Below are 26790 nucleotides of genomic sequence, written 5' to 3' on the forward strand. Positions count from 1 at the left end.
GTGCGGATTTCGTGACGTGCGCGCCGCGGGCGGTGCTGGGCTGCTGGGCCGCGCCCCGGCACCCGGCACCCGGAACCCGGCACCCGGCACCCGGCACCCGGACCCTCAGGCCCCGAACGCCTTGCCCTTCCCCTTCACCGGCTTGGCACCGGCGAGGAGGTGGGCGGGGACGAGGTCACGGGCGGGCTCGGAGTACCCGACCGACACGATCCGGTCGCCCTGGTACGTGAACGTCGTCAGGGACGCGAGCGTGCACTGCCGCTTGCGCGGGTCGTGCCACAGGCGGCGCCGCTCGATGTAGGACCGCACGATCCAGATCGGCAGCTGGTGGCTGACGACGACGGCCTCGTGCCCGCGGGCCCGGTCCTTGGCCGTGTCCAGCGCCGCCTTCATCCGCACCACCTGGTCGACGTACGGCTCGCCCCAGGACGGCCTGAACGGGTTGACCACGTGCCGCCAGTTGGCGGGGCGGCGCAGCGCGCCGTCGCCGATGCCGAAGGTCTTGCCCTGGAAGACGTTGGCGGCCTCGATGAGCCGCTCGTCGGTGTCCAGGTCGAGCCCGTGCTCCTTGGCGATCGGGGTCGCCGTCTCCTGCGCCCGCTCCAGCGGCGAGGCGACGACGTACGTCACGTCGCGCGGGGCGAGGTGCTCGGCGACCCGGTCGGCCATCCGCCGGCCCAGCTCGGAGAGGTGGTAGCCGGGCAGCCTGCCGTACAGCACGCCGCCGGGGTTCTCCACCTCGCCGTGCCGCATCAGGTGGACGACGGTGATGTCGCGGTCACGGTCGGTGCTGCTCATGCGGTCGCCTCCGCCGCCGCCCGGGCCGCCGCCGGCAGGGCGTCGGCGATCCGCTGCACGGCCCGCTCGTCGTGCGCGGCGGACACGAACCAGGACTCGAAGGAGGACGGCGGCAGGTAGACGCCGTTCGCGAGGAGGGAGTGGAAGAAGGCGGTGAAGCGGAAGGACTCCTGCGCCTTGGCGTCCGCGTAGTTCCGCACCGGGCCGTCGGTGAAGAAGACGGAGAACATGTTGGAGGCGGTCTGGATCGTGTGCGCCACCCCCTCCTTGGAGAGCGCCTCGCCGACCAGGCCCTGGATCTGGGCGGAGGTGGCGTTGATCTTGTCGTACACCGCCTCGTCGAGGAGCCGGAGCTGGGCGAGACCGGCGGCGGTGGCGACCGGGTTCCCGGAGAGGGTGCCGGCCTGGTAGACGGGGCCGGCCGGGGCGAGGTGCGCCATGACGTCCGCGCGCCCCCCGAAGGCGGCGGCGGGGAAGCCCCCGCCCATCACCTTGCCGAAGGTCATCAGGTCGGGGACGACGCCTTCCACCCCGTACCAACCGGCGCGGCTGGTCCGGAAGCCGGTCATCACCTCGTCGGAGACGAACAGCGCGCCGTTGGCGGCGCAGGCGTCCTTCAGCCCCTGGTTGAAGCCGGGCAGCGGCGGTACGACGCCCATGTTGCCCGGCGACGCCTCGGTGATGACGCAGGCGATCTCACCGGGGTGGGCGGCGAAGGCGGCGTGCACGGCGTCGAGGTCGTTGTACGGCAGCACGATCGTGTCGCTCGCCTGGGCACCGGTCACGCCGGGGGTGTCGGGCAGCGCGAAGGTGGCGACCCCGCTGCCGGCCGCGGCGAGCAGCGAGTCGACGTGGCCGTGGTAGCACCCGGCGAACTTGATGACCTTGGTGCGCCGCGTGAACCCGCGCGCCAGCCGGATCGCCGACATGGTCGCCTCGGTCCCGCTGGACACCAGCCGCACCTGCTCCAGCGGCGCGACCCGCTCGACCATGGCCTCGGCGAGCGCGACCTCGCCCTCGGCGGGCGTGCCGAACGACGTCCCGCGCGCGACCGCCTCCTGTACGGCGGCGACCACCTCGGGGTGCGCGTGCCCGAGGATCATCGGGCCCCAGGAGCAGACGAGGTCCACGTACTCCCGGCCGTCGGCGTCGGTCAGGTACGGCCCGGTGCCGGACACCATGAACCGCGGGGTGCCGCCCACCGCGCCGAAGGCCCGCACCGGGGAGTTCACCCCGCCGGGCGTGACGGCCGCGGCACGGTCGAACAGCGCCTGCGAGGCCGGTGCTTCGTATGGATATGCCAGTTCGCTCATGACCTGCGACTTCTCCGACCTTCTCGACCTTCTCCGACTTCGCGGACTCCGGTTGCGGGGGTGACCTCCTCAGGGTAGGCCAGCGGGCGGGTGGTGCCGGGGGCGGGCGTGGGGCGGGCGGGGGCGGGCGTGGGGCGGGCCGGGGGCGGGGCGGGGGCGGGCATGGGGTGGGCGTACGGGCATCCGATGACGACCGATGATCGGACAACCGTTACCGGAGCCGTGTCGTCTGCAAGACTGGGAGCGGACCGGAACAGGCCGTAAGCCGGATGCAGCTGATACAGCTGGTACACCCAGCTCACAGGGGCGCGCGGACAGGATGTCTCACCGCACGTTTCGGCGGGCGGCCGTGGGGGAGGTCACTGACACGATGATCGGGTTGCGCGGCTGGGGCCACGCGTCCTAGAAAAGCAGTCGGGTGGAGATATGCATCGCGGTGGCGGACTGGGCGAGGGGACCGACGACCTGGGTCCTCGACGCGCCCGGCGGGGCAGGCACCGACGCGAGGCGGAGGAAACGACCGAGAGACGTCAGGCGCACGCTGGACCGAATGAGCCCGAGCGGCTCGACCGCGGGGTCGACCGGCTCAGGGCCGGGAGCAGGAATGGTGGTCGGGTGGGGGTGACGTACAAATACTTCGGCGCGCCCGACGGCGCGACCGCGGCCCGCGTCCCGATCTCCATGCGTCCCGAGGAACTCGGCGGCGACGAGCTCGGCATGAACGGCATGTTCACCAAGATCAAGCCGGAGACCATGGCGGCCATGGTCCTCACCGGCATCGAGGGCGTCCCCCTCCACCGGGTCCCCCCGCTCGAACTCGTCGTCCTCCACCCCGACTACGCCGTCGTGAAGCTCCCGATGACCGTCGTCGACCCCCTGCGCGGCATAGGCGAGGAGGCGGTCGGCGCGGCGGCCTTCATCTGGTCGACGGTCCCGGACCGGGGCGGACCGCGGGACGCGTTCAACGTGTACCAACTGCTGCACGAGTGGCAGGACTTCTCGCACCGGCTGCATGAGGCGGGGCATCAGCCGTACTGCCTGGTGTGGCCCTGAGCTGGGGTTTCGTGAGGGTCGGGTGGGGTCTTCGGGCCTGCCGGTATGCAAGCCGGCGGGGCCTATTTCGAGAGGTCGAGTTGCCATAACAGGTGGCTGCAACTCGCAGCCGAAGCCTTTGGCAAGAGTTGGTTCTTAAACCCTACAGAAATCGCATCCGGCCGGATCAACAATTGCGCCGGCTAATGCACGACACGCGGCACCGGGGAGGCTGTGCCGCCGATTCCGCCCACCGGAAAGCCAGCGCAGTGTAGCTGACCGCACCTCTCGACGATGGGCCACCAGCAAGGAACCCATCTGGTACTCCGGCTCCACACTCGCCCCGGACCTGTCCCTCCCCAGGATCCGAGCACGCCTGAAGGCTACCGACCCGCAGCCCACCAACCAGCCGAGCAAGCGCTCCTCGCTCTCCCAACCCTTGGCACCAGGCCACCGCCGCCACCGAGCGCATCCCCCACCACCTCAACGGTCACGACGATGGAGCCTCCCAGGCCCACCTCGCCGCCTTCGGTGAAGCCCTCGACGTCCTGCCCCTCCTCGCTCCCGCACCCATCCGCGCCCTGCGAAGCGCCATACGGGCGATGCTCCGCGAGCCCGCACCGGGGGACGGTACGGCTCTGGCGATGTTCCTCGACGCCGCGATCCTCGTCACCATCGCGGCCACCCGCTGGCACCAGCTCCGCCACCACGACCAGCAGGTCGCCGCCGCCCAGCAGACTCTGCTCCACCTCCAAGCCGCATACGACCAGGCAGCAGCACCCCTGACCGCCCTCGTCCGGCACCGACCGCCGCAACCGAAGGTGGACCGGCACGTCCACCACATCCGTCGGGCCGTACCCGCGCACTCGGAGCAGGTCCTCGCAGATCCCGCGATCGTTGCCCTGACTGCCGCACTCGCCGAAGCGGAAGCACTCGGGCACGACCCGGAACGACTTCTCAGGCAGGCCGCCGACCAACGTGCCCTGGATGACGCCCGCTCCCCCGCAAGGACCCTGGCGTGGCGTATACAACGCGTCAGCGCACGGCCGACGCCCAACGCACGCGCCCGTGCAGCACAGGCCCGCAGCGCAGCACGGCCCGATGGGACACCCAGCACTCCGGCCCACGAGGCAACCACCGTCTCGCTCCCGCAGCCGCGAGCACATCGGCGCTGATCACGACCGCGCGGACAGCCTCGGGTCAAGCAGCTCCAGCACTTCCTCCCAGCGGTAGCGGTCGGCCCCGCCGCCCGCCTTCGGCCGGTGAGGCTCGTAGGAGCCGACCAAGACACCCATCTCGCGCAGCAGGTCCAGACTCCGTCGGTATGCAGGGTGAGCGGCCTGGGCGGAGTTCAGGTAAGGCAGCACGGCGACCGGTACCCCCATGGCGGGCGCCTCGCACAGGATGCCCAGCGCGAGGTTGTCGGAGATCCCGGCGGCCCACTTGTTGACCGTGTTGAAGGTGGCCGGGGCGACCGCGATCGCATCCGCAGGCCGGCTCGGGCGTGGCTCACCCGGTGACCGCCAGGCCGAGCGAACGGGGCGGCCGGTCTGGGCCTCGACCGCCTCCGCATCAAGGAAGCCGACTCCTTGCGGGGTGGCAACGACGCCGACGTCCCAGTGCCGTTCCTGTGCTGCCGTGATCAGCCGGCCGACGTCGGCGGCGACCCCGGCCGCGCAGACCACGATCTGGAGGAACGGCTTGTCGTGCTGGTCACTCACGCGGGCACTCCCAGTTGGCGGCTGAAGTGGTGGAGTTCGGGCAGTGCCCGGCGACGGTCACGGGCTGCCATGTCGGCGACCAGTTCGCGTACGGCCGGGCGTCGGACGTCCTGTGCCGCGCAGTTCTCGGCGATGCGCAGGGCCTGGTAACCGTCGGCGAGTCTGCCCTGCTGACTGTAGGCGCGGGCGGCCTCCACCCAGAGCGCGGCCCGTCGCTCGGGGACGGGGATGTGCCGCCGCATGAGGGGGCGAGCGGTTTGGAGGGCGATTCCGGCGTCGCCGAATGAGACAGCTGCGCTGATCTCGTGCAGGGCTACGTTGGTCGGGCTGAAGTTCGCCCAGGCGTCCGACCTGTCGAATGCGACGTAGCGGGCCACCTCTTTGGCCTCGGTGAGGAAGTCGTGGGTCGTGTCGCGGTCGCCGTTTCTGCTGGCGGCTGTTGCTCCGCGGAGCAACAGCAGGCCGACCGCTGCCAGGTATCGGGGCGAGCGTTGGTCGTAGGAGCCGCTGAGCTGGTCGACGGTGTGGCGCACCATGTTCACGGCTTGGGCTGTGTGCTTCTCCCGTACGAGCACGTGAGCGTGAACGCGGACGCTGGCGGCGAGGACGACAGGGTCCCCGGACCTTTCCGCCTCGGCCATGGCCCGGCCGGCCGCGAACCAGGCGTTGCCCTGGTCGGCTCGCTTCAGCAACAGGCTCACCGACGTCTGGTAGGTGGTCGCGAGCAACCCGGATGCCTCCGCCGAACCGGAGGAGCCGCCGGCGACCTGGCGCAGGTCGGCGATCAGGCCCGGCAGGGCCTGCTCCAGTTTCGCGTAGTCGCACGTGCAGAACAGCCGGCGCACGGTCCGCGCTCGCTCCCGCAGCTCGTCGATACCGGAGGAGTCACCGGTGGCGGCGGGGCTCGGTCCCGGCAGCAGGACCTGGATCAGGTCGTGGTGCGCCATGGTTGGCGTCGGCGTTGCCGCGAGCGCGGCGACGCTCGCGGCAAGGAAGGTGCGGCGGTGCATGTCCTCGGTTCCGGGATCGCTGGGGCTGGCGTCGGGGGCAGCGGCGAGGCCGAGGCGTTGCGGTGGGATGCCCAGTACCTTCGCGATCTCGCGCAGCACGCGCACGTCCTCCGTGCCCCTGCCGTTCTCCAGGCGGCTCACCTTCGACTGGTGGTAGCCCAGTGCGGTGGCAACGTCCTTCTGCGAGCGCCGCTGTAATACGCGTGCCTGACGGATGACTTCGCCGATCCGTCCGGCTTCACTCTGTGCGTCGGCCATCTGCGCCACGGCCCCTTCTGCCGTTGCCGATCCTGCCTGCTCAACCGAGCGTAACCGAGCATCGATTGGCCGCGATGCAGCTCCTGCATAAGTGATGCGGCCCCGGCACACGGCATGGTCCCGCTTGCCTCCGGAGCGGTTGCCTGGAGCAGCCGCACCGACCCTGGAGGCAGCTCGTGAAAGCGCACCAGTTCGCACTCTCCGTATCCGCCACACCGACCGCGGTCACCGTCGCCCGGCACCGGGCCGTGGATGCGATAGAGGGCTGGGACACGGTGCTGGGCAACGAGGTGGTGCACACCGCCGAGCTCGTGATCAGTGAGTTCGTCACCAACGCGGTCCGGCATGCCGAAGCCGGCCCGGTTTCCCTGTCCGTCCGTCTCGACGAGCAGTCACTGCGGGTCGAAGTCTGCGACGACTGCCCGGAGCTGCCCCGGCCGGGTCTCCTGGATCCGTGTAGCGAGAGCGGCCGAGGTCTGTTCCTCGTGGCCGCGCTCGCGGATCGATACGGCGTCGAGCCGACGGCGGTCGGGAAGTGCTGCTGGGCCGAGATCGCACTGCCCACCAATCCGGACCATCCGATCGTGTCCCCCCTCGTTGCACAGAGGAGTTGCTGATGACGACCACTCACGTCCCCGGCGCGGCCGCGGAGGTGATCGCCGTTCGTCCGGGCCCACCGCTCACCGGCACTGTGACTGTCGACGGCTCCAAGAACGCGGCGCTCCCGCTGGTGGCCGCCGCGGCTGCCCTCGGCTGTCCGGTGAGGCTGAACAACATCCCTGCCAACACGGACGTGCAGACCATGCTCGCGCTGCTCCAAGAGTCGGGCTGGCACGTAGCGCAGCCGGTCGGGAAGCCGACTGCGGCGGTGATTCTGCCGACTGAAAACCAGCCCGAGCGCCCCCACCTGCCCCAGGCCGCGCGTATCCGTGCCTCGTACTACCTGGTGCCGGCCCTGCTCGCGCGGCACGGAGAGGCACGGCTGCCGTGGCCGGGAGGCTGCCGGATCGGCGCACGCGGGATGGAGCTGCACTTCAAGGTGTACGAGGCATTCGGCGACCGGAGTGTCTTGGATGACACCGGATATCGCGTCGAGGCCGCCAGACGTCGCTATGGCACCGTGTCCCTGGTGCTGCCGTTCCGCTCGCGCGGGGCGACCGTGGCCGCCCTGCTTCGAGCCGTCACCACCGGCCGGCCTCTGCGGCTGGGCGAGCCCAATCTCTCGCCGGAAGTGCTGTACGTGCTGGAGGCCCTGCAGGCGGCGGGATGGGAAACCCGGGCCGGTGAGCGCCTGCTCACCCTATCGCCGCCTTCCTCGGCACCGAGCGACGCCGCATGGGTGGTGCCGGGAGACAAGGTGGAGGCAGGGACACTCGCCTGTGCAGTCGCCAGCACCGGCGGAAGCGCGCGCATCCGAGGCGCGCGAGCCGACGACCTGGGCCCCCTCGTAGCCGCCCTGCACCGACTGGGCATCTCCACCGTCAGCGAGGCGGACACTCTCACCGTGAACGCCCAGGACGGCCGCTTGACCAGCCGCCCCTTACGGGCCACCGCCTCGCTCAGTCCGGGCGGCTTGGACGCCGACTTCGAACCACCACTCATGGCACTGGCCCTCGGCCTACCCGGTACCCACCTGTTCGCCGACGCCATCAACCCAGGTCGCCACGGCAATCTTCTGCCGCAGTTGGCCCGCCTCGGGGCGGACATCGAGAAAATCTCCCCCACCGAGTGCCGCCTTACCGGTCCTCAACGGCTGACCGGGACGGGCGTGGAGGCCACCGACATCCGAACCGGATCCGCCCTCATGGTCGCCGGCCTCACCGCCCACGGCGTCACCACCCTCGGCGGCCTCGACCAACTCCGCCGCGGCCACGCCGACCTGCCCGGCAAGCTCCACAGCCTGGGCGCCGACATCTGCGAGGTCACCCCATGACCACCGACGGGCGCAACCTGCGCCAGATCGTCGCCACAACGGACGTCCACTCCGCCTTCGACAACGCCGCGCCGTTCCTGACCCACCTCCACTCGCTGCGGCCGACTTCCCTCATCGTGGACTGCGGCGACTTCTTTGAAGGCAGCGGGTACTACCGCCTCGCCCGCGGCACGATCGAGCGGGGGATCCTGCTCAGGCTGTACGACGTGCTGGCCCCCGGCAACCACGGCTGGCCCCACTACTTCGAACCCGACCTTCACCGGCGCACTGTCTGCGCCAATGCCGTGGATGCCAACACCGGCGACGCTCTGTTCCGCCGCTTGTACATCGCCGACATCGATGGACGGCGCGTCGGCGTAACCGCTGTGATCGGCCGGCAAGCCTTCCACTCGATCCCGGCTGCCCAGCGAGCCGGCCAATGCGTCACCGATCCCCTGCAGTCCCTGCGCGAGGTGATTCTCGCCCACCACGAGGTGGACAGCTGGGTCCTGCTCAGCCATTCCGGCTTCGACGAGGACCGGAAACTCGCGGCGGCCTGTTCGTTCCTCGACGTAGTCTTCGCCGGGCACTGCCACAGCGATCAGTACGGACCGGTCCGAGTCGACGGCACCCTGGTCGCCAAGGGTCGGGAACTCGCCGACGGCTATGCGATCGCGACACCCGTAGGCACGGGATGGGGTGCCGGCACTGCATCCTTCCCACATCGGGCCCCGAGCCGCTTTCCCATGGAGCTTGCGGATCTGCGCTCCCTCATCGAAAACGTCAAGCAGCAGCTGGCCGCCGTCCTCGGCCCGATCAGTCCGGCGTACCGCCACCAGCCCTTCGACCGGCGCAGCCTGCTCATGGAGCTCACCGCCCGCCTGCGTACGGCACTCGGGGCAGACACGGTCATCCTCAACGAGACGGCACTTCGTGCCGTCCCGCTCGGCGACACGCTCACCCAGGGCGACCTGCTCTCCATCGAGCCGTTCGCCAACCAGCTGGTGCACGCCCACGTACCTGAGCCGGTACGCAGCGACCTCCGTGGCCTGCTGTCAGATCTGACCGCCCAGTCCGGTCCGCTCGTCACGGCCCCCTATCCCCTGCCGGACGCCATCACCACCGTGCTGACCACCGACTACCTCGCCGACACCTACCTCGGCGGACGCACACACGAGGCCGGCCTGCGCCTGGACCAGGCCGTCCAGCACGTCCTCACCGCTCCCGACACCGCGGAAGGAGACAGCGAATGATCCTCACCGGCCCGGAGATCACCGCTGCCGCTCACGACGGCCGCCTCCGCATCACCCCGTTCGCCGCCGACCAGGTCAACCCCAACAGCTACAACGTGCGTCTGGGCCCCACCCTGATCACCTACACGAGCACGATCCTGGACCCACACCGGCCCAACCCCACAAACGCAACCAGCATCGGCTCGGACGGGCACATCCTCCAGCCAGGCGAGCTCTACCTCGGCCACACCCTCGAAGAGGTCGGCTCCGACACCTTCGTGCCACTGCTGTTCGGTCGTTCCTCCGTCGGACGCCTCGGCCTGTTCGTCGAGATCACCGCTCCTATCGGCGACATCGGCTTCCACGGACAGTGGACGCTCATGCTCACCCCGATCCGACCGCTGCGCGTATACGAGGGCATGAAGATCGGGCAGATCATGTTCTTCGTCTCCACCGGCGCCATCGACCTCTACCGTGGCAAGTACCAGGCCGCCGAAGGACCGCAGCCCTCCGCCTACTGGCGAGACCTCGCCCGACTCCGGGCGGTGGCATCGTGATCCTCACCGGCCCTGCCATCGCCGCCGCCGTCCAGGCCGACGAGATCACCATCGACCCGTACGAACCCAGCCGCCTCTCCCCCAACGCCTACGACTGGCGGCTCGGGGACACGATCCGCGTCTGCGACGGCGACCTCGACGCCGCGACCCCCACCGCCTTCGCAGAGCAGCCCATCCCCGACACCGGCCTCGTATTGCGCCCTGACCTGCTCTACCTCGGCATCACGCTGGAGCGGACCGGTTCGGAGACGTACGCGCAGCTACTGAACGGCGACCGCACTACCGGGTCCCTGGGCATCTGGGTTCACGTCTCGGCTCCGCTCGGACACCAGGGCCATGCGATCCGCTGGACGCTGGAGATCCGCGCCACGCGACCGGTGCGCGTGTATCCGGGCATGACCTTCGGCAAGCTCGTCTTCCTCACTGCCTTCGGCACCCCGGCCAGCTACCAGCATCAGCCCGCCAAGTACGCGTCCACGGAAGGCATCGACGTCTCGCGCCTCTACGAGGAGATCGACGGAGGCACGCGGTGAACGCGCGCTCGGCCACCGGCCCGATGGCTGCCACCTTCCTGGACCTCCCCGTTGGAAGCCCCGGCGGCAGCGTCGAGCTCTTCATCGGCCTCTACACCGGCCGACAACCCCTCATCCCGGCACGCGCCTTCATGCTCGCACCACCTGGTCACGCTCCCCGGCCACCTGCCGGACTCAGCGTGCTCCCCGTAGCAGGCAAATGTCTGGAAGGAACGGCCTTCAGCCGCTACGTCGCCACCCTGCGCAGAGCGCTCACAGCCATACTCGATCCCACGCAGATCGGCGTCCTCCACTTGCAGCACCTCGCATTCGGCGCCACTCCTGCCCTCATCCGCGCTCTGCCCGCGCATCCTCGGATCGCCCTCGTCCACGGCACGGACCTGCTCTTCGCCGAGACCCACCGAGACCAGCTCCAAGTGCTGCGCGAAACAGCCAGGGCCGCCGACGCCATCGTGGTCCCGACCAACGCAATGGCCGACCGCCTCCTCAAGCTCGCCCCGCAGATCGAACGCCGCAAGATCACCCACATCCCCTGGGGCATCCCCGACCACCTGCTCACCGCCCCACCCGCCCGGCCGGCACGCACCTCCAGCAGCTACCTGCGGCTCCTGTACGCAGGACGCCTGACCGCCGAAAAGGGTGGTGAGGCCCTGATCAAGAGTCTGGCCCCGGTGCCCGGTGTCGAGCTGAGCGTCGCCGCGCCCAGGGCCCAGTTCCACGCACTGGCCCCGCTGCTGCAACGAGCCGGCGTACGAGTCCGCTACCTCGGCTGGCTGCGCCGCCCACAGCTGTGGAAAGCCTTCACGGAACACGATGTGCTGGTCGTGCCGTCCACCACCCTGGAGGCCATGGGACTGGTGGCGCTGGAAGCCCAAGCGTGCGGACTGCCCGTCCTCTACCAGCCCGTACCCGGCCTCAGCGAAGCGCTCGCCATATCTGGCATGGCCACGGACTTCACCCACTCCGCCGCTCTGGCGCGCGACCTCGAGCGGCTGAGGAAGACGCCTGGGCTGCTGACCGCCCTGCGACAGGCGGGCTACGCGAACGCGGTCCGCCATCCTCTCTCGGCGACCGCACGGTCCCTGAACGACCTCGGCCGCCAGCTCACCTGACGTGATTCCCGGGCGGCACGACACGTCGCTGCCCGACCCACCTTGTGAACGTCACTACGCTGACCGCGCGACGCCCCGGCGAAAAGGGAGACCATGACGTACGACAGTGACCGCCTCGAAGCCCTGTTGGACGAGGGCGTCCGCGACAAGGTGTACCCGGGCGCCGTGTGGGCCCTCGGCGACGCCACCGGCACCCTCGCCCAGGGCACCACCGGCGTCCTCGACCCCGACGAGCCGGACGTGCCAATGCGCACCGACACCGTCTTCGACGCCGCCAGCCTCACCAAGATCCTGGCCGTCTGGTCCTCCGTCGGCGCCCTGTACGAGGACGGAACCCTCGACCTCGACCAGCCGCTCGGCAGCTTCTGGCAGGAGGTCACCGGGCACCCACTCGGAGCCGTCACCGCCCGGCATCTGCTGACGCACACCGCCGGCGTCCCACTGCGAGCCCAGCTGAAGAACCTCTACGGCACCAACCGTGAGGAGATCCGCCGAGGCGTCCTCCACGAGCAACTCCACCGACCTCCGGGTGAAGCAGTCGAGTACACCGACCGGGCCGCCCTCATCCTGGGCTACCTCGCCGAACACCTCTCCGGCCAGCCCTTGGACCAACTGGCCACCGCCCGCACCTGGCTCCCACTGGGCATGACCTCCACCCGCTTCGGTCCCTTGCCCGCCAGCCTCGCGGCGCGCTGCGCGCCCACCGAACTGGACCAGGACACCGACACCCACCTCAAGGGAGTCGCCCACGACTTCTCGGCCCGCCTGCTGGGCGGCGTCTGCGGCATCGCCGGCGCCTTCACCGTCCTCGACGACCTCGCCGCCTTCCTCCAGTACATGCTCGCCCCTGCCGCTTCCCAGTTCCGGGCTGGTTTCGAGAGCGAGTGGATCACCCGGTCCCTGACGATCCAGACGGGCCATCTCCAACCCGCTCGCGGCCTGTTCTGGCACCCCGCTCCCGGCACGACCGCCGACGAGGACGCCTGGGTCCACTACGGCTTCACGGGCACAGGCATGTGGATTTCCCCCACCAAGTGCCGCTGGGCGGTACTCCTGACCAACAAGCTCTACTACACAAGGGAACGTGACCCGTTGACCGAGGTTCGCAACACCTTTCGTGAGCTCGCCTTGAACTGACGTGTCAAAGCAACCCATCGCGTCCCGATGCCCAGCACTCGGTGTTGAGTGCAACGCTGCCCTTCGCTAGAGGGCATAACCGCATCCGGGCCGCGGGCAACGACGGCGCACGCAGACCAGCAACGCAGCGCGATGCGGCTGAGACGAGCATGTTGCCCATGCGGCGGAGGTAATACTTCACCTCAGGTAGCCCACCCATTTCACCCGGTTTAGATCGGCTGCATGAGGCGGGGCACTATTGCCTGGTGTGGCCGTGAGCGGACCTTCCTCGCGAGCGGGGGGCTTTCGGGCTCCACCCGCGAGAGCCTGGACGAGGGCACGAAGACAGAGGAAGCACTTCCAGGCACACACGCTCGTACTAGAGTTCGCGACATGCCGAGATTTGCTGACTTCGACGCCTCTGCCCTTCGCCGCACGAGTGGTGTGGAGGGCGCGTTTCCCTGGCGCGGGCAAACCGTGACCCTCATCCGAGTCGACGCCAAGGGGGTCGTTACGCAGGCGACGCGGATAACCGAAAAGCGAGCGCTGCTGGCGCAGGCAGGCCCAAAGGACCTGGTACTCGCCGCATGGCCAGGGCAGTGGTCTCAAGACGTCTTTCTGGTGGACGACCTCAAGGCCGCCCGTGAGGAAATGGGCTGACCTACGATCCCCTTCGCTCATGGGCGAGCGGGCGGCTCGGCGTTCTTGACGGCGACGATCAGGTACGGGTCGATCTGTGCCCAGAGGGCGCCGCCCTCGCGTTGCACTGCTCCTTCGAACCCCAGCCTGCGCAGACGCTCCCAAGCCGCTTGGACATCGTCGATGGCAACCCGAAGCTGGGCACCCGGAACGCCCGTAGCGACTTTGCTGGTGCATGCCTTCCTGATTACTAGATTGTCGTAAGAGACCCAGTCGCTTCCGCGACGGTGCGCGCTCAGCCCGAGGGCGGACAGGGCCGCCGTCACGCGTCCGATGTCGGCGGCGGGTGACCGTCGCGGTGCGCGGGTTCCTGCGCGTGGGCGAGCTGCGGCGCTATGCCCGCCTGGACCGGTCCAGCCTGTGGGTCGCGCTGACCGCGCTCGTCGGCGTCCTGCTGTTCGACCTGCTGCCCGGGCTCCTTCTCGCCGTCGCCCTGTCGCTGCTGCTGTTCATTGCCGCGGCCGGCCGCCGCGACGTGGCCGTCCTGGGCCGCCTGCCCGGCACCCGCCTGTACGGCGACATCACGGAACACCCCGGCGCCCGCACCGCACCGGGCGTCCTCGTGGTCCGCCCGGACGGCAGCCTGTTCTTCGGCAACATCTCCCGGGTCCGGCTCGCCGTCCGCGACCAGGTCCGCGCCGCCGATCCCCCGCCGCACACCGTCGTCCTCGACCTCGCCGGCAGCCACCACCTCGGCGTACCCGTCCTGGACACCCTCGACGAACTCCGCGACGAACTCCACCGCCACGGCATCGCCCTGCGCCTCGCCCACGTACGCAGCCGTGCCGCCGCCGACCTCGACCGCCACCCGCTCGCCGCCCGGCTCGGGCCCCACGCCCGCCACCGCACCGTGGCTGACGCGGTCACCGCTGCCGACCCGGCCGGTGGTCCCGGAGCCGGGTAGCGCGGCACCCGCGCCCGGGGCCGTGGCCTCGGTGGTCGCGTGAGGCCCCTTTCCGTTCCCCGTGGCGGGGCGGTCAGGCCGCCGGGTACCGGTACGTCGGATAGGTGAGGTACCCGGCGTCGCCGCCCTGGTAGAAGGTGCTCTCGTCGGCGGAGGTGACGGGCAGGCCCGCGCGGAGGCGTTCGACCAGGTCGGGGTTGGCGAGGAAGCCGCGGCCGAAGGCGATCAGGTCGGCGCCCAGGCCCAGCCAGTGGTCGGCCTCCGCCGGCCCGGTCTGCCGCGAGCCGAGGGGCATGACCGGGTTGACGATGAGGGTGCCCGGCCAGGTCTTGCGCAGGAGGAGGAGGGTGTCCTCGTCGGTGGTGGCCTCCAGGTGCACGTAGGCGAGGTCGAGGCGGGCCAGCTCGGTGAGCAGGGCGGTGTTCAGCTCGGCCGCGTCGTCCTCGACGACACCCCAGAAACCGCCGCCGGGCGACAGGCGGATGCCGGTGCGGGCGGCGCCCACGGCCTCGACGGTGGCGGTGGCCGCCTCGACGGCGAACCGGATGCGGTGGGCGATCGAGCCGCCGTAGCGGTCGTCGCGCAGGTTGGCGTTGGAGGACAGGAACTGGGAGATCAAGTAGCCGTTGGCGCCGTGCAGTTCGACGCCGTCGAAGCCCGCGTCGACGGCGCGGCGGGCGGCGTGCGCGTAGGACAGGGCGTGCTCGGGGACCTCGTCGGTCTCCAGGGCCCGCGGCACGGGCATCGGCTGCGGGCCGCTCGGGGTGAACACGTTGCCCTCCCCCGGCACGGCCGACGGGCCGACCGGCTGGAGGCCGGTGGTCTCGTGGTGCGCGACCCGGCCGCCGTGCATGATCTGGGCGAAGACGCGTCCGCCGTTGACGTGGACCGCGTCGGTCACCTGCCGCCAGGAGTCCGTCTGCTCGTCGGTGTGCAGGCCGGGCGTGCCCGGGTTGGACTGGCCGACGAGGCTGGGCTGGGCGCCCTCGGCGATGATCAGGCCGGCCGTGGCGCGCTGCGCGTAGTAGGCGGCCATCGAAGGGGTGGCCAGACCGCCGGCGGCGGCCCGGACGCGGCTCATGGGGGCCATGACGGTCCGGTTGGGCAGCGTCAGCTCGCCGAGGCGGTAACTGCTGAACAGGGACGGCATGTCGGTTCTCCTCGCGTACACACGCGCTCCGGCTTCCGGAACGCGTGTGTACGCTAAAACCTGACACCGGTGTCAGAGGCAACCGTCAGAACACCGCGGCTCCGTGTGGGGTGCGCCACCAGATCCCGCGGTGCCGTGGACCACCTGCGGGAGGCAGTCATGCGGATCGGGGAACTCGCGGCACGCGCCGGAGTGAGCGTGCGGTCGTTGCGGTACTACGAGCAGCAGGGCCTGCTCACCAGCACCCGCACGCCGAGCGGGCAGCGGCAGTACACGGAGTACGACGTGGACCGCGTCCGCTTCATCCAGGACCTGTACGCGGCCAACCTCTCCAGCAGCACCATCGCCGATCTTATGCCGTGCCGCGACGCCCCGAGCGTCCACAACTCCGACGCCACGCTGGAGCGGATGGCCCGCGAACGCGAGCGGATCACGGCACAGATCGACGACCTGCTGCGGGCCCGGGACACCCTCGACAGGATGGTGACCCTGGCCCGGGCCCACCGTGCATCCCTGCCGGAGCCGGACGCCGGCCCGGACGGACCGGCGGTGGCGCCGGAGGGGTCCGCGCCGCGTTCGCCGGTGGCGGCTTCGGCCTGAGCCGACGCGGCGGGGGCCCGCGTCCCGGGCGCGGCGGCGCCACCGCCGGCCCCCGTCCCCTGCTCCGCGAAAGGCGCCGCTACTCGGCGAAAGGCACGGCCACTCCGCGAAAGGCACGGCTACTCCGCGAAAGGCGCCGCGAGCAGCAGGTCCTCGACGGTCGGGACCGGGAAGCCGGGGATGTGGCGGCGGCCCACCTCGGCGAACGGGTGCATGAGTACCGACAGGGGTTTGGTGCGGCACAGCGAGAGGATGGTGTCGATCGCCTCCTGGGTGAATTCCTCCCGGGGAAAAGCGGTGAGTATGTCCGTGAGGTCGTCGGCCGGAATCTCGTCCAGGCCGTTCCCGGTGAAATCGAGGCCGGAGCCCAGGGAGATCAGGGCGATCTCCGGCCTTTTCCTGGCCGCGATGCCGGCGTTGGTGTGCAGGGCGATCGCGTCCCAGACGACCGCCACGCGTCCGGCCGGCATGTTCTGCTCGCGCAGGAACCGCTGGGCGGCGTCGGCGCCGTCCACTTCGAAGCGCTCCGCCGGGCTCCGGTACGCCTCGACCAGGCCCAGGTCGTGCAGGGCCGCCGCGACGAACGCGAGTTCACGGTCGTAGCGGACGCCGCGGCGGTCGAGGAGCAGGGCGCCGAACAGGTAGGTGCGCATGACGTGGTTGAAGAGGGACGGCGTGCAGACGCTCCGGACGAATTCCGTGGTCCTGTGGGCCAGTTCGGTCTGCGGGAAGCGGACTGCGGCGACCGTCGACGGCGCCGCGGCGGCGGGGGGACTGGAAAGGGTCGTGGCGAGGGTGGCCGCCGCGCTGATCGCGGCGACGCCGGCGGCGCGTTCCAGCGCCGTACGCCGGGTCACGCCTTTCACTTCATCGGGTTCGTCGGGCATGTGAACTGCCTTTGTCTTTGGGCGGTTTCTCGATGCCTGGAGAATATGGAGTGATTCCCTCGCGCCGACAGGGGCGAAAATGCCAAGGAGGGTTTGATTATTGCCTGGTGACGGCGGCCGGGCCGGTCAGCCGGACTCGGTCACCTGGATGGCCGCGGTGGGGCAGACGGCCGCCGCCTCCCGTACGGCGTCGTGCCGGTCGGGCGCGGGCTCGGGGTCCAGGAGGGTGACGACGCCGTCCTCGTCCCGCTGGTCGAAGACCTCCGGCGCGGCCAGGACGCAGGCACCGGCGCCGCAGCACCTGTCCTGGTCGACGGTGAGTTTCATGGGGTGTTCCGCCTCTCGTTCTCTCGTGGTCGCCGGGCGCCCCGGAATCACCAGCTGACGGGGACTTCGCGCAGTCCGCCGACGAGGAGTCCCTCGGTCTTGCGCAGCTCGGTGGCGGGCACGGCGAGGCGGAGGGTGGGGACGCGGGTGAGCAGGGTGTCGAGGACGACCTGGAGTTCGGTGCGGGCCAGGGACTGGCCGAGGCAGGAGTGCGGCCCCACGCCGAAGGTCAGGTGGGGGTTGGGGGTGCGGGCGAGGTCCATGTCGGCGGCGCCGGCGAAGGTCCGCTCGTCGCGGTTGGCGGCCGGCATGCTGCACACCACGGTGCTGCCCCCGGGCACGACCTGTCCGCCGATCTCGACGTCCTCGCCGATGTAACGGCGCACGCCGAAGCCGAGGTTGGTGTCGAAGCGCAGGGACTCCTCCACGGCGGTGCGCACCAGCGCGGGGTTCTCCAGCAGCGTCTCCCAGCGGGCGCGGTCGCCGAGCAGCATGGAGACCATCTTGCCGATCATGTTGGCGGTGGTCTCGTGGCCGGCGACGAGCAGGCCCACGCCGGTGGCCACCAGCTCGTCGTCGCTCAGACCGCCGTCCGGGTCGTCCTCGCCCTCGCTGATGAGGGTGCTGAGGAGGTCGTCGGCCGGGTCGGCGCGCTTGGCGGTGATGTGCCCGGCCATGTACTCGATGAACTCCCGCTGCGCGGTGCGGATCTCGTCGGCGGTGTAGCGGGTGACGCTCAGGAAGCTGTCGGACCAGTGGGAGAAGCGGTCCCGGTCGTCGGCGGGGACGCCGAGGAGGTCGCAGATGACGTAGACGGGGAACGGGAAGCCGAGGCTCGCCCGCAGGTCGGCGGGGGCGCCCTCGGCGCGCATGGTGTCGACGAGGTCCTCGGCGAGGCGGACCATGCCGGGGCGCAGGGCGGTCATCCGCTTGGCGGTGAAGTACTTGCCGACCCGGCGCCGCCAGCGCTGGTGCGGCTCGCCCCGGTCGGGGATCGCGAAGGCGCTGCTGCCGGTGACGGCGGCCCCGCCGGTGCCCTCGGGTGCCAGCCGGGCGGCGTTGTCCCGTTCGGTGGGGCGGGTGAAGCGGGGGTCGGCCAGCAGGGCCCGGACGTCGTCGTAGCGGGTCAGGTAGAGCGCCGTGTCCCCGCTGGGCAGCGTGGCGTGGGCGACGGGGCACCGGGCGCGCAGCTCCTCCCACTCGGCGGGGGGATCGAGCGGGGCGTCGGTGGCCAGGGGGAGGGTCACGGGGAGGTCGGTGGGCTGGTCTACGGCCTGGTCGGTCATCTGCGCTCCTCGAAGAGGTGGAGGCGGTGGGGGAAGCGCGCGGACGGAACGCGCGCGCCGTGACTGCTGAAGGACCGGTGAAATGCACCGTACAACAAAAGTGCATCATGCACGTCCTGTGCATGATGCTTTAGTCATGAAACACGTATGACGGAATTCGGCCGAAAACAGGGGGCCGCGCACGTGGACATAGGGTAGGCGGCCACAGCTTTCGCACCCCGAGGAGGACGGCGTGGACGCACGGCAGGCAGGTGGCTGCATCGAGCGTGAGCTGCTGATCCTCACCCGGCACCTGGAGATGACCTCCCCGCGCCGCGTCCGCAGCGGCGGCGCCCTCGACCGCAGCGCCTATGTGCTGCTCAGCCGCCTGGAGGCGCAGGGGCCGATGTCCGTGCCGGACCTGGTCGAGGCGTTCGGGCTGGCGCCGTCCACCTTCACCCGGCAGACGACGGCGCTGCTGCGGGAGGGCCTGGTGGAGCGCACGCTGGACCCCAACGGCAGCATCGCCCGCAAGTTCCGCGTCACCGAAGAGGGCCGCGCGCGCCTGCACGCCGACCGCGACGCCATCGTCGCCGGGCTCGCCGACGTCCTCGGCGACTGGCCGGCCGACCGGCTGCGGCGGTTCGTCGCCGACCTCGAACAGTTCAACACCGACATCGAGCAGCGCACGGGGCGGCCCTGGCCCCGCTGAGGCCCCGCCGCACGGCTGAACCCCCGCCGCACGGCTGAGGCCCCGCCGCACGGCTGAACCCCCGCCGCACGGCTGAGGATCGAACCGGCCCCGGCCTCCGCCGCCCGGCCCGGGGCCGGCGGGGAGGTGCCTCAGGCGCGGACGGGCGGATGCCAGACGAAGACCTCCGTGCTCGGGCCGCGCTCGGAGAACAGCCCCGGCGCGGAGTGCTCCGCCAGCAGCCGGCGCAGCTCCGTCTCGAAGGCGTCGCGGCGCGGGCCGAACAGGTGCGGGGCGGAGAAGGACATCGAGAAGACCTCGGCCACGACGTCGTCGGACGTACGCTCCAACGCCTGTCCGCCGGGGACGACATGACGGTCCGGGCCGCTGAAGCCCGCCCGCGCGAACACCTCCGCCTCACCGCCGGGCGTCCCCCGCGGCAGCGTCCCCCGGCCGGCCCGCCGGACCGGCCCGAGGTAGCGCGTGACCAGGGCCTGGATCTCCGGGCGGGGCACGGCGGGGTGCGGGAGGCCCCCGACGGTACGGGACTCCGTCTTCAGGTCGGAGACGTGCAGCAGCACTCCGCCGGGCCGGAGCATGTCCCGTACGGTCGCCGCCACCCGGTCCTGGTCCATCCAGTGAAAGGACTGGGCGAAGAGCACGACGGTGAACGTCCCGAGCCCCGCGGGCAGTTCCTCGGCCCGCGCCCGCACCCACCGCGCCTTCCCGTCCACCCCCGGCCCGACGGCCCCGCGTCCGGCCTCCTCGATCATCCCCGGGTCCGGGTCCACCCCGACGACCTCGCCGAACAGCGGCGCCAGCGGCAGCGCGAGGGTGCCCGGCCCGCAGCCCACGTCGAGCAGGCGTCCGCGCCCGTCGAGCCCGAGGACCTCGGCGAGTACGGCCGTCAGCCCGGGGGCGTACGGGAGCCTGCCGCGCCGGTAGTGCGGGGCGGCCCCCGCGAACAGCGTCTCGTCCCACTCCCAGCCGTCCGGCACCCTGCCCACGCTCCCTTCTTCCCGCTCTCCCTGCCGATTCCCTCCGCCGGTTCGCTCCGCGCGAGCAGACGGTCAGTTCCCCACAGTGAACCCGATCACCGTCCCGCCCCCCTCCCGCCGGTACGCGAACGGCGCCCCGCCGTGCGCCAGGGCCACCTCCCGCACGATCGACAGGCCGAGGCCGGAGCCGGGGCGGGAGCGGGCGTCGGGGGCGCGGTAGAAGCGGTCGAAGACGCGGGTCAGGTCGTCGTCGGCGATGCCGGGCCCCCGGTCCAGGACCTCGACGCGGATGGTGCCGGGCCGCGCGGGCCCCGCGACGGCGACCTCGATGGGGGCGACGCCGTCCGGGTCGAACTTGGCGGCGTTCTCGACCAGGTTGGACAGCGCCCGCGTCAGCATGGCCGGCCGTCCCTCCGTACGGGTGTCCCCGCAGGTCCGCACGGTGATCTCGCGCCCGAAGCGGCGCCGGGCGAGCCCCGCGACGTCGTAGGCGATCTCGGCGACGTCGACCCGTTGCGGCGGCTCGGTGTCGGACTGCCCGGCGGCCAGGTCGACCAGCTCGTTGACCAGGTCGGTCAGCTCCCGGGCCTCCTGCCCCAGGTCCGCGACCAGGTCGTCGCGCGCGCCGGGCGGCAGCTCGTCGATCCGGCGCAGCAGCGAGATGTTGGTCCGCAGGGAGGTCAGCGGCGTACGCAGTTCATGACCCGCGTCCTGCACCAGCCGCCGCTGGTCCTCCTCCGACTGGGCGAGCCGCCCCAGCATCCGGTCGAAGGCGCGGCCCAGGCGCCCCACCTCGTCCAGTCCGCTGACCGGCACCACCTGGGCGCCGAGCCGCCGGGTGCGGGCGACGTCCTCGGCGGCGGAGGTCAGCGCCACCAGCCGCCAGGTGATCCGCCGGGCCAGCCACCAGCCGAACAGCCCCGCCGCGGTCACCACCACCGCCATCAGGATCAGCGACTGCCGTTGCAGCACCCGCAGCAGGTCCTCGGTGTCGCTGAACTCCTGCGCCACCTGCACCGCGCCCCGGCCCCCGCCCAGCGCCACCGTCGCGATCCGGTACACGTCGTCGCCGACGTCGATGTCCTCGTGCTGCACCATCCGCCCGGCCGCCTCCGCCCCCGCCGTCTCCCGGTCCGTGCCGGTCACCGGCAGCCGGGGCCGGGACGCGTCGGTGACCGCGCCGTCCGGCCCCAGCACCTGCACGTCCGTGCGGGCCGGGCGGACGATGTCGTGACCGGGCGCGGAGGAGGAGAAGTCCTCCGGCGTCATCCGCTGCTGCCGGACCTCGTCCCGCAGGTCCTGCACGATCTGCTCGAAGACGGTCTCCTGGTCGACCCGGACCAGCCGGGCGGCGGCGCTGTACGACACCACCCCGACCAGCACCGTGACCACGGCCGTGACCGTCGCGAACGACACCGCGAACGTGGTCCGCAGCGACGTCAGCCGGGGCCGCCGACCGGACGCCGGCCAGGGTCGGTCGTCCTGGGCCACGGGTCAGCCCTCCCGCAGCACGTAACCCACGCCCCGCACCGTCTGGATCAGCTGCGGCGCGTCCGGCTCGTCCAGCTTGCGGCGCAGGTAGCCGACGTAGACGGCGAGGTTCTTCGAGCCGGGGCCGAAGTCGTAGCCCCAGATGCGGTCGTAGATGGTGGCGTGGTCGAGGACGACGCCGGCGTTGCGGACCAGCAGTTCGAGCAGCTCGAACTCGGTCCGGGTCAGCTCCAGCTCCCGCTCCCCGCGCCAGGCGCGCCGGGCCTGCGGGTCCATCCGCAGCCCTACGGCCTCCAGGGCGTCGGAAGCGGGCTTCGGCACGTCGCCCACCCCGGCACCGGGGGTGGCACCCGTGCGCCGCAGCAGGGCGCGCAGCCGGGCGAAGACCTCCTCGACGTCGAAGGGCTTGACCACGTAGTCGTCGGCGCCCGCGTCGAGCCCCGCGATCCGGTCGGCGGTCTCCACCAGCGCCGTCAGCATCAGGATCGGCGTCGGATCGCCCTCGGCGCGCAGCGTCCGGCAGACCTGGAGGCCGTCGACGCCGGGCATCATCACGTCCAGGACCAGCACGTCGGGCCGCTCGCGGCGGGCCTCGGCCAGCGCCTCGGCGCCGTCGGCGACCGCGACGACCCGGTAGCCCTCCAGGGTGAGGGCGCGCTCCAGGGCGTTGCGGATGGCACGGTCGTCCTCGGCGAGCAGGAGCGTCGGGGCTGCCTGGCTTGGCTGGGTTCTCTGGGACACGCACCCAGTCTGCCAAGCCCACGGGCGGCGCACCGGGGCGCGGGCCCCGGTGACCTCGCTTCTCACCGGCCTCTCACCGGCCCGCTCCTACGGGGTCCGCAGCGCGGCGAGGCGTTCCGCGAAGGGGGTGACCTCCTCGAAGGAGTCGCGCCGGGGCTGCGGGACCGCGCGGGACAGTCCGTTCATCAGCTCGGCCAGTTCCCGCCCGGCCCGCGCGATCCGTCCGTCCAGGCCCTCGGCGCCCCAGTCCTCGGAGGCGGCGTAGACGCCGGTGGGGACGACGACGGCCTTGAGGTGGGCGAAGAGCGGGCGCAGGGCGTGGTCGAGGACGAGGGAGTGCCGGGCGGTGCCGCCGGTCGCGGCGATCAGGACCGGTGTGCCGGTGAGGGCGTCGGGTTCGCTGACGCTGAGCGCGTCGAAGAAGGACTTGAACAGTCCGCTGTACGAGGCGGAGAACACCGGCGTGACCACGATCAGCCCGTCCGCGGCGGCCACCGCCTCGAACGCCCGGGCCAGCCCGCCCTCGGGGAACCCGCTGGTGAAGGTGTGCGCGATCGGCACGGCGAGGTCGCGCAGCTCGACCACCTCCACCTCCACCCCGGCCGGTGCGTGCCCGGCGACGGCGGCGGCCAGCCGGTCCCCCAGGAGCCGGGTGGAGGAGGGGACGCTCAGCCCCGCGGAGACGACGACGAGCTTCATGACGAGGTCACCCTCTCCTGGGTGGCGAGCAGCGAGCTGTGCGTCGGCGCGTCGGGGACGTTCGCGGGCCGGTCCTTGGCGAACTCCTTGCGCAGGACCGGCACGACCTCCTCGCCGAGCAGGTCGAGCTGCTCCAGCACGGTCTTCAGGGGCAGGCCGGCGTGGTCCATCAGGAACAGCTGGCGCTGGTAGTCGCCGGCGTACGCGCGGAAGGCGAGCGTCTTCTCGATGACCTGCTGCGGGGAGCCCACGGTCAGCGGGGTCTGCTCGGTGAACTCCTCCAGCGACGGCCCGTGCCCGTACACCGGGGCGACGTCGAAGTACGGCCGGAACTCGCGTACCGCGTCCTGGCTGTTCTTCCGCATGAACACCTGCCCGCCGAGGCCGACGATCGCCTGCTCGGGGGTGCCGTGGCCGTAGTGGGCGTAGCGGGTGCGGTACAGCTCGATCATCCGCCTGGTGTGGTCGGCCGGCCAGAAGATGTTGTTGTGGAAGAAGCCGTCACCGTAGTACGCGGCCTGCTCGGCGATCTCCGGGGAGCGGATCGAGCCGTGCCAGACGAACGGCGGCACCCCGTCCAGCGGACGCGGCGTGGACGTGAACTGCTGCAACGGCGTACGGAACTTCCCCTGCCAGGTCACCACGTCCTCGCGCCACAGCCGGTGCAGCAGCGCGTAGTTCTCGACGGCGAGGTTGATGCCCTCGCGGATGTCCTTGCCGAACCACGGATAGACCGGGCCGGTGTTGCCGCGCCCCATCATCAGGTCCATCCGGCCGTCGGCCAGGTGCTGGAGCATCGCGAAGTCCTCGGCGATCTTCACCGGGTCGTTGGTGGTGATCAGCGTGGTGGACGTGGACAGGATCAGCCGCTCGGTGCGGGCCGCGATGTAGCCGAGCATCGTGGTCGGGGACGAGGGCACGAAGGGCGGGTTGTGGTGCTCACCGGTCGCGAAGACGTCGAGGCCGACCTCTTCGGCCTTCAGCGCGATGGCGACCATGGCCTTGATGCGCTCCCGCTCGGTCGGCGTACGGCCCGTGGTCGGGTCCGGCGTGACGTCGCCGACGGTGAAGATGCCGAACTGCATGGTCGATCGACCTCCAGGTTGTTGACTGTTCAACTATACCTCCGCAACGAGGGGCCGAGTGCCGTTATTCCAGTGCGGTGATGCGAGGCTGCCCCCATGCTGATCGCCCGCTCCGCCGCCCTCTTCGTCGTCGCCGCGCTGTTCGAGATCGGCGGCGCCTGGCTGGTCTGGCAAGGGGTACGGGAACACCGGGGCTGGCTGTGGATGACGGGCGGCGTCCTGGCGCTGGGCGCCTACGGCTTCGTCGCCACGTTCCAGCCCGACGCCCACTTCGGCCGCATCCTCGCCGCGTACGGCGGGATCTTCGTCGCCGGTTCGATCCTGTGGGGCGTGGTGGCGGACGGTTACCGCCCGGACCGCTGGGACCTCGCGGGCGCCCTGGTCTGCCTGGCGGGCATGGCGTTGATCATGTACGCCCCGCGCGGCGACTGACGGGGCGCCCCTGGGGGCGCGGGGAACTGCGCGACCAGCCACCACGCACCCGCGGCCGCCACCCGCCCGCACCACCCCGCCTATCCTTGCAATCCCCCGTCGCCGCCAAGGAGCCCCGCATGCCCACCGCCCCCTCCGCAGCCTCCCGGATCGCGATCGTCACCGGCGCCAGCTCCGGCATCGGCGCCGCCACGGCGCGGCAACTCGCGGCGGCCGGCCACCGCGTCGTCCTCACCGCCCGCCGCAAGGACCGCATCGAGGCCCTGGCCGAGGAGATCAACGCGGCCGGCCACTCGGCGACCGCCTACCCCCTGGACGTCACCGACCGCGCGGCCGTCGACGAGTTCGCGTCGGCGTTCAGGACCATCGGCGTCCTGGTCAACAACGCGGGCGGCGCGCTCGGCGCCGACCCGGTCGCCACCGGGGACCCGGAGGACTGGCGCCGGATGTACGAGACCAACGTCCTCGGCACCCTCCACCTCACCCAGGCCCTGCTGCCCAAGCTGGAGGCGAGCGGCGACGGCACGGTCGTGGTCGTCTCCTCCACCGCCGGCCACGGCACCTACGAGGGCGGCGCGGGCTACGTCGCCGCCAAGCACGGCGCGCACGTCCTCGCCGAGACGCTCCGCCTGGAGATCGTCGGCCGCCCGGTCCGCGTCGTCGAGATCGCGCCCGGCATGGTCAAGACCGACGAGTTCGCCCTGACCCGCTTCGCCGGCGACGCCGAGAAGGCCGCCAAGGTCTACGAGGGCGTGGCCGAGCCCCTGACCGCCGACGACGTCGCCGACACCATCACCTGGGCGGTCACCCGCCCCTCCCACGTCAACATCGACCTCCTGATCGTCCGCCCCCGCGCCCAGGCGTCGAACACGAAGGTGCACCGGGAACGGTGACGACCGGCCCCGCGGGTCGGCCCGTCGGCCGTCAGCCCTTCACGCACACGACCTGCTTCAGCTTCGCCACGACCTCCACGAGATCCCGCTGCTGGTCGATGACCTGCTCGATCGGCTTGTAGGCACCCGGGATCTCGTCCACGACGCCGGAGTCCTTGCGGCACTCCACGCCCCGCGTCTGCTCCTCCAGGTCCTGGGTCGAGAACCGGCGCTTGGCCGCGTTGCGGCTCATGCGCCGGCCGGCGCCGTGGGAGGCGGAGTTGAAGGACTTCTCGTTCCCGAGGCCCTTGACGATGTACGACCCCGTCCCCATGGAGCCGGGGATGATCCCGTACTCACCGGAACCGGCCCGGATCGCGCCCTTGCGGGTGACGAGCAGGTCCATCCCGTCGTAGCGCTCCTCGGCCACGTAGTTGTGGTGCGCGCTGATCTCCGGCTCGAAGACCGGCTTGGCCTTCTTGAACTCCTTGCGGACCACGTCCTTCAGGAGCGCCATCATGATCGAGCGGTTGTACTTCGCGTACTCCTGCGCCCAGAACAGATCGTTGCGGTATGCCGCCATCTGCGGTGTGTCCGCCACGAAGACCGCCAGGTCGCGGTCGACCAGGCCCTGGTTGTGCGGCAGCTTCTGGGCCACGCCGATGTGGTGCTCGGCCAGTTCCTTGCCGATGTTCCGGGAACCGGAGTGCAGCATCAGCCAGACGGAACCGGCCGTATCTATACAGATCTCGACAAAGTGATTCCCGCCGCCGAGCGTCCCCATCTGCTTCCCGGCCCGTTCCTGACGGAATCTGACCGCCTCCGCGACCCCGCCGAACCGCCCCCAGAAGTCGTCCCACCCGGCCGTCGCGAACCCGTGCAGCCGCCCCGGGTCCACGGGGTCGTCGTGCATCCCCCGCCCCACCGGGATCACCTGCTCGACCTTCGACCGCAGCCGGGACAGGTCCCCCGGCAGGTCGTTCGCCGTCAGGGACGTCTTCACCGCCGACATCCCGCAGCCGATGTCCACGCCCACCGCCGCCGGGCACACCGCGCCCCGCATGGCGATCACCGACCCGACGGTCGCGCCCTTGCCGTAGTGCACGTCCGGCATCACGGCCAGGCCCTTGATCCAGGGCAGCGTCGCGACGTTCTGGAGCTGCTGCATCGCGCCGCCCTCGACCGTCGCCGGGTCGGCCCACATCCGGATCGGCACCTTCGCGCCCGGCACTTCCACGTACGACATGACGTCCTCATTCCCCCGGAAAGACAACATAAAGAAGAAAGCGCAAAAACCGTCACCAGTACTGACGAAAGGGATCTCGGACCGGCGTCCGCGGCAGCGCGTGCGATAC

At 71.2% G+C, this 26790-nt stretch carries 28 protein-coding genes and 1 pseudogene; 15 read left to right on the plus strand and 14 right to left on the minus strand.

What is annotated here, in order from left to right; translation table 11 throughout:
• Nucleotides 1–105: 105 nt before the first annotated feature.
• Nucleotides 106–798, minus strand: coding sequence for a histidine phosphatase family protein (locus ACIQR3_RS04175; protein ID WP_403533734.1), 693 nt, complete (start codon nucleotides 796–798; stop codon nucleotides 106–108).
• A complete protein-coding gene (gene hemL, locus ACIQR3_RS04180) occupies nucleotides 795–2111 on the minus strand; it encodes a glutamate-1-semialdehyde 2,1-aminomutase (RefSeq protein ID WP_403533736.1) in 1317 nt (438 codons plus the stop codon). The genes ACIQR3_RS04175 and hemL overlap by 4 nt, the downstream gene beginning before the upstream one ends.
• A 426-nt stretch (nucleotides 2112–2537) precedes the next feature.
• Between hemL and ACIQR3_RS04185 the strand changes: the two genes are divergently transcribed.
• Both ACIQR3_RS04185 and ACIQR3_RS04190 read left to right on the plus strand, forming a co-directional pair.
• A complete protein-coding gene (locus ACIQR3_RS04185) occupies nucleotides 2538–3164 on the plus strand; it encodes a hypothetical protein (RefSeq protein ID WP_403533739.1) in 627 nt (208 codons plus the stop codon).
• Nucleotides 3165–3450: 286 nt separating this feature from the next.
• Nucleotides 3451–4318, plus strand: a pseudogene (locus ACIQR3_RS04190) (mobilization protein); the annotation flags it as partial.
• Here the strand turns inward: ACIQR3_RS04190 and ACIQR3_RS04195 are convergent.
• Complete coding sequence (locus tag ACIQR3_RS04195; protein WP_403533742.1) at nucleotides 4319–4864, minus strand: flavoprotein; 546 nt, start codon at nucleotides 4862–4864, stop codon at nucleotides 4319–4321.
• A complete protein-coding gene (locus ACIQR3_RS04200; RefSeq protein ID WP_403534011.1) occupies nucleotides 4861–6132 on the minus strand; it encodes a helix-turn-helix domain-containing protein in 1272 nt (423 codons plus the stop codon). Before ACIQR3_RS04200 ends, ACIQR3_RS04195 begins: the two co-directional genes overlap by 4 nt.
• Nucleotides 6133–6308: 176 nt before the next feature.
• Here ACIQR3_RS04200 and ACIQR3_RS04205 point away from each other — a divergent pair, with 176 nt between their 5' ends.
• The 9 genes from ACIQR3_RS04205 (at nucleotide 6309) to ACIQR3_RS04245 (ending at nucleotide 14197) form a co-directional block, all read left to right on the plus strand.
• Nucleotides 6309–6749, plus strand: a complete 441-nt coding sequence (locus tag ACIQR3_RS04205; RefSeq protein ID WP_403533745.1) for an ATP-binding protein — start codon at nucleotides 6309–6311, stop codon at nucleotides 6747–6749.
• Nucleotides 6749–8065, plus strand: coding sequence for a UDP-N-acetylglucosamine 1-carboxyvinyltransferase (locus ACIQR3_RS04210; protein WP_403533748.1), 1317 nt, complete (start codon nucleotides 6749–6751; stop codon nucleotides 8063–8065). Before ACIQR3_RS04205 ends, ACIQR3_RS04210 begins: the two co-directional genes overlap by 1 nt.
• Complete coding sequence (locus ACIQR3_RS04215) at nucleotides 8062–9297, plus strand: metallophosphoesterase (protein WP_403533750.1); 1236 nt, start codon at nucleotides 8062–8064, stop codon at nucleotides 9295–9297. Before ACIQR3_RS04210 ends, ACIQR3_RS04215 begins: the two co-directional genes overlap by 4 nt.
• Nucleotides 9294–9833, plus strand: coding sequence for a dCTP deaminase (gene dcd, locus ACIQR3_RS04220; protein ID WP_403533753.1), 540 nt, complete (start codon nucleotides 9294–9296; stop codon nucleotides 9831–9833). The genes ACIQR3_RS04215 and dcd overlap by 4 nt, the downstream gene beginning before the upstream one ends.
• Nucleotides 9830–10366 carry a dCTP deaminase domain-containing protein gene (locus ACIQR3_RS04225; RefSeq protein ID WP_403533756.1) on the plus strand — a complete coding sequence of 179 codons (537 nt, stop codon included), beginning with the start codon at nucleotides 9830–9832 and terminating at the stop codon, nucleotides 10364–10366. The genes dcd and ACIQR3_RS04225 overlap by 4 nt, the downstream gene beginning before the upstream one ends.
• Nucleotides 10367–10389: 23 nt before the next feature.
• Nucleotides 10390–11478 carry a glycosyltransferase family 4 protein gene (locus tag ACIQR3_RS04230; protein ID WP_403534014.1) on the plus strand — a complete coding sequence of 363 codons (1089 nt, stop codon included), beginning with the start codon at nucleotides 10390–10392 and terminating at the stop codon, nucleotides 11476–11478.
• Between the two features lie 93 nt (nucleotides 11479–11571).
• Nucleotides 11572–12615 (plus strand): serine hydrolase domain-containing protein, encoded by a 1044-nt coding sequence (locus ACIQR3_RS04235; RefSeq protein WP_403533758.1) that lies wholly within the window; start codon nucleotides 11572–11574, stop codon nucleotides 12613–12615.
• A 372-nt stretch (nucleotides 12616–12987) separates the two neighbouring features.
• Nucleotides 12988–13254, plus strand: coding sequence for a hypothetical protein (locus ACIQR3_RS04240; RefSeq protein ID WP_403533761.1), 267 nt, complete (start codon nucleotides 12988–12990; stop codon nucleotides 13252–13254).
• Between the two features lie 325 nt (nucleotides 13255–13579).
• The gene (locus tag ACIQR3_RS04245; protein WP_403533763.1) at nucleotides 13580–14197 is read left to right on the plus strand and encodes an STAS domain-containing protein; all 618 of its coding nucleotides are present in this window, start codon (nucleotides 13580–13582) and stop codon (nucleotides 14195–14197) included.
• A gap of 73 nt (nucleotides 14198–14270) precedes the next feature.
• Here ACIQR3_RS04245 and ACIQR3_RS04250 read toward each other — a convergent pair whose 3' ends face one another.
• A complete protein-coding gene (locus tag ACIQR3_RS04250) occupies nucleotides 14271–15347 on the minus strand; it encodes an alkene reductase (protein ID WP_403533766.1) in 1077 nt (358 codons plus the stop codon).
• Nucleotides 15348–15506: 159 nt separating this feature from the next.
• Between ACIQR3_RS04250 and ACIQR3_RS04255 the strand changes: the two genes are divergently transcribed.
• The gene (locus ACIQR3_RS04255) at nucleotides 15507–15947 is read left to right on the plus strand and encodes a MerR family transcriptional regulator (protein WP_403533769.1); all 441 of its coding nucleotides are present in this window, start codon (nucleotides 15507–15509) and stop codon (nucleotides 15945–15947) included.
• A gap of 119 nt (nucleotides 15948–16066) precedes the next feature.
• On the opposite strand, the gene ACIQR3_RS04260 is transcribed toward ACIQR3_RS04255, so the two are convergent.
• The 3 genes from ACIQR3_RS04260 to ACIQR3_RS04270 all read right to left on the minus strand — a co-directional run bounded on the left by ACIQR3_RS04260 (nucleotide 16067) and on the right by ACIQR3_RS04270 (nucleotide 18447).
• A complete protein-coding gene (locus ACIQR3_RS04260; protein ID WP_403533770.1) occupies nucleotides 16067–16834 on the minus strand; it encodes an HD domain-containing protein in 768 nt (255 codons plus the stop codon).
• Between the two features lie 126 nt (nucleotides 16835–16960).
• Nucleotides 16961–17161, minus strand: a complete 201-nt coding sequence (locus tag ACIQR3_RS04265) for a ferredoxin (RefSeq protein ID WP_403533773.1) — start codon at nucleotides 17159–17161, stop codon at nucleotides 16961–16963.
• A 47-nt stretch (nucleotides 17162–17208) separates the two neighbouring features.
• On the minus strand, nucleotides 17209–18447 hold the full coding sequence (locus ACIQR3_RS04270; protein WP_403533775.1) for a cytochrome P450: 1239 nt from the start codon (nucleotides 18445–18447) through the stop codon (nucleotides 17209–17211).
• A gap of 232 nt (nucleotides 18448–18679) precedes the next feature.
• On the opposite strand from ACIQR3_RS04270, the gene ACIQR3_RS04275 reads away from it, so the two are divergent.
• Nucleotides 18680–19138 carry a MarR family winged helix-turn-helix transcriptional regulator gene (locus tag ACIQR3_RS04275; protein WP_403533778.1) on the plus strand — a complete coding sequence of 153 codons (459 nt, stop codon included), beginning with the start codon at nucleotides 18680–18682 and terminating at the stop codon, nucleotides 19136–19138.
• Between the two features lie 131 nt (nucleotides 19139–19269).
• Here the strand turns inward: ACIQR3_RS04275 and ACIQR3_RS04280 are convergent, their stop codons facing one another.
• The 5 genes from ACIQR3_RS04280 to ACIQR3_RS04300 all read right to left on the minus strand — a co-directional run bounded on the left by ACIQR3_RS04280 (nucleotide 19270) and on the right by ACIQR3_RS04300 (nucleotide 24131).
• Nucleotides 19270–20115, minus strand: coding sequence for a class I SAM-dependent methyltransferase (locus ACIQR3_RS04280; RefSeq protein ID WP_403534016.1), 846 nt, complete (start codon nucleotides 20113–20115; stop codon nucleotides 19270–19272).
• 72 nt (nucleotides 20116–20187) lie between these two features.
• Nucleotides 20188–21606 (minus strand): ATP-binding protein, encoded by a 1419-nt coding sequence (locus tag ACIQR3_RS04285; protein ID WP_403533780.1) that lies wholly within the window; start codon nucleotides 21604–21606, stop codon nucleotides 20188–20190.
• A 3-nt stretch (nucleotides 21607–21609) separates the two neighbouring features.
• Complete coding sequence (locus ACIQR3_RS04290; protein ID WP_403533783.1) at nucleotides 21610–22347, minus strand: response regulator transcription factor; 738 nt, start codon at nucleotides 22345–22347, stop codon at nucleotides 21610–21612.
• Between the two features lie 87 nt (nucleotides 22348–22434).
• Complete coding sequence (locus ACIQR3_RS04295) at nucleotides 22435–23046, minus strand: FMN reductase (protein WP_403533786.1); 612 nt, start codon at nucleotides 23044–23046, stop codon at nucleotides 22435–22437.
• A complete protein-coding gene (locus ACIQR3_RS04300; RefSeq protein ID WP_403533789.1) occupies nucleotides 23043–24131 on the minus strand; it encodes an LLM class flavin-dependent oxidoreductase in 1089 nt (362 codons plus the stop codon). Before ACIQR3_RS04300 ends, ACIQR3_RS04295 begins: the two co-directional genes overlap by 4 nt.
• A gap of 96 nt (nucleotides 24132–24227) precedes the next feature.
• On the opposite strand from ACIQR3_RS04300, the gene ACIQR3_RS04305 reads away from it, so the two are divergent.
• Together ACIQR3_RS04305 and ACIQR3_RS04310 are read left to right on the plus strand one after the other, a co-directional pair.
• Nucleotides 24228–24563 (plus strand): YnfA family protein, encoded by a 336-nt coding sequence (locus ACIQR3_RS04305; RefSeq protein ID WP_403533792.1) that lies wholly within the window; start codon nucleotides 24228–24230, stop codon nucleotides 24561–24563.
• A gap of 119 nt (nucleotides 24564–24682) precedes the next feature.
• Complete coding sequence (locus ACIQR3_RS04310; protein ID WP_403533795.1) at nucleotides 24683–25456, plus strand: SDR family NAD(P)-dependent oxidoreductase; 774 nt, start codon at nucleotides 24683–24685, stop codon at nucleotides 25454–25456.
• A gap of 31 nt (nucleotides 25457–25487) precedes the next feature.
• Here ACIQR3_RS04310 and ACIQR3_RS04315 read toward each other — a convergent pair whose 3' ends face one another.
• Complete coding sequence (locus ACIQR3_RS04315) at nucleotides 25488–26681, minus strand: RtcB family protein (protein ID WP_403533797.1); 1194 nt, start codon at nucleotides 26679–26681, stop codon at nucleotides 25488–25490.
• Nucleotides 26682–26790: the final 109 nt, after the last annotated feature.

Origin of the sequence: Streptomyces sp. NPDC090994, assembly GCF_044768905.1 — a bacterium.
Lineage (GTDB): Bacteria > Actinomycetota > Actinomycetes > Streptomycetales > Streptomycetaceae > Streptomyces.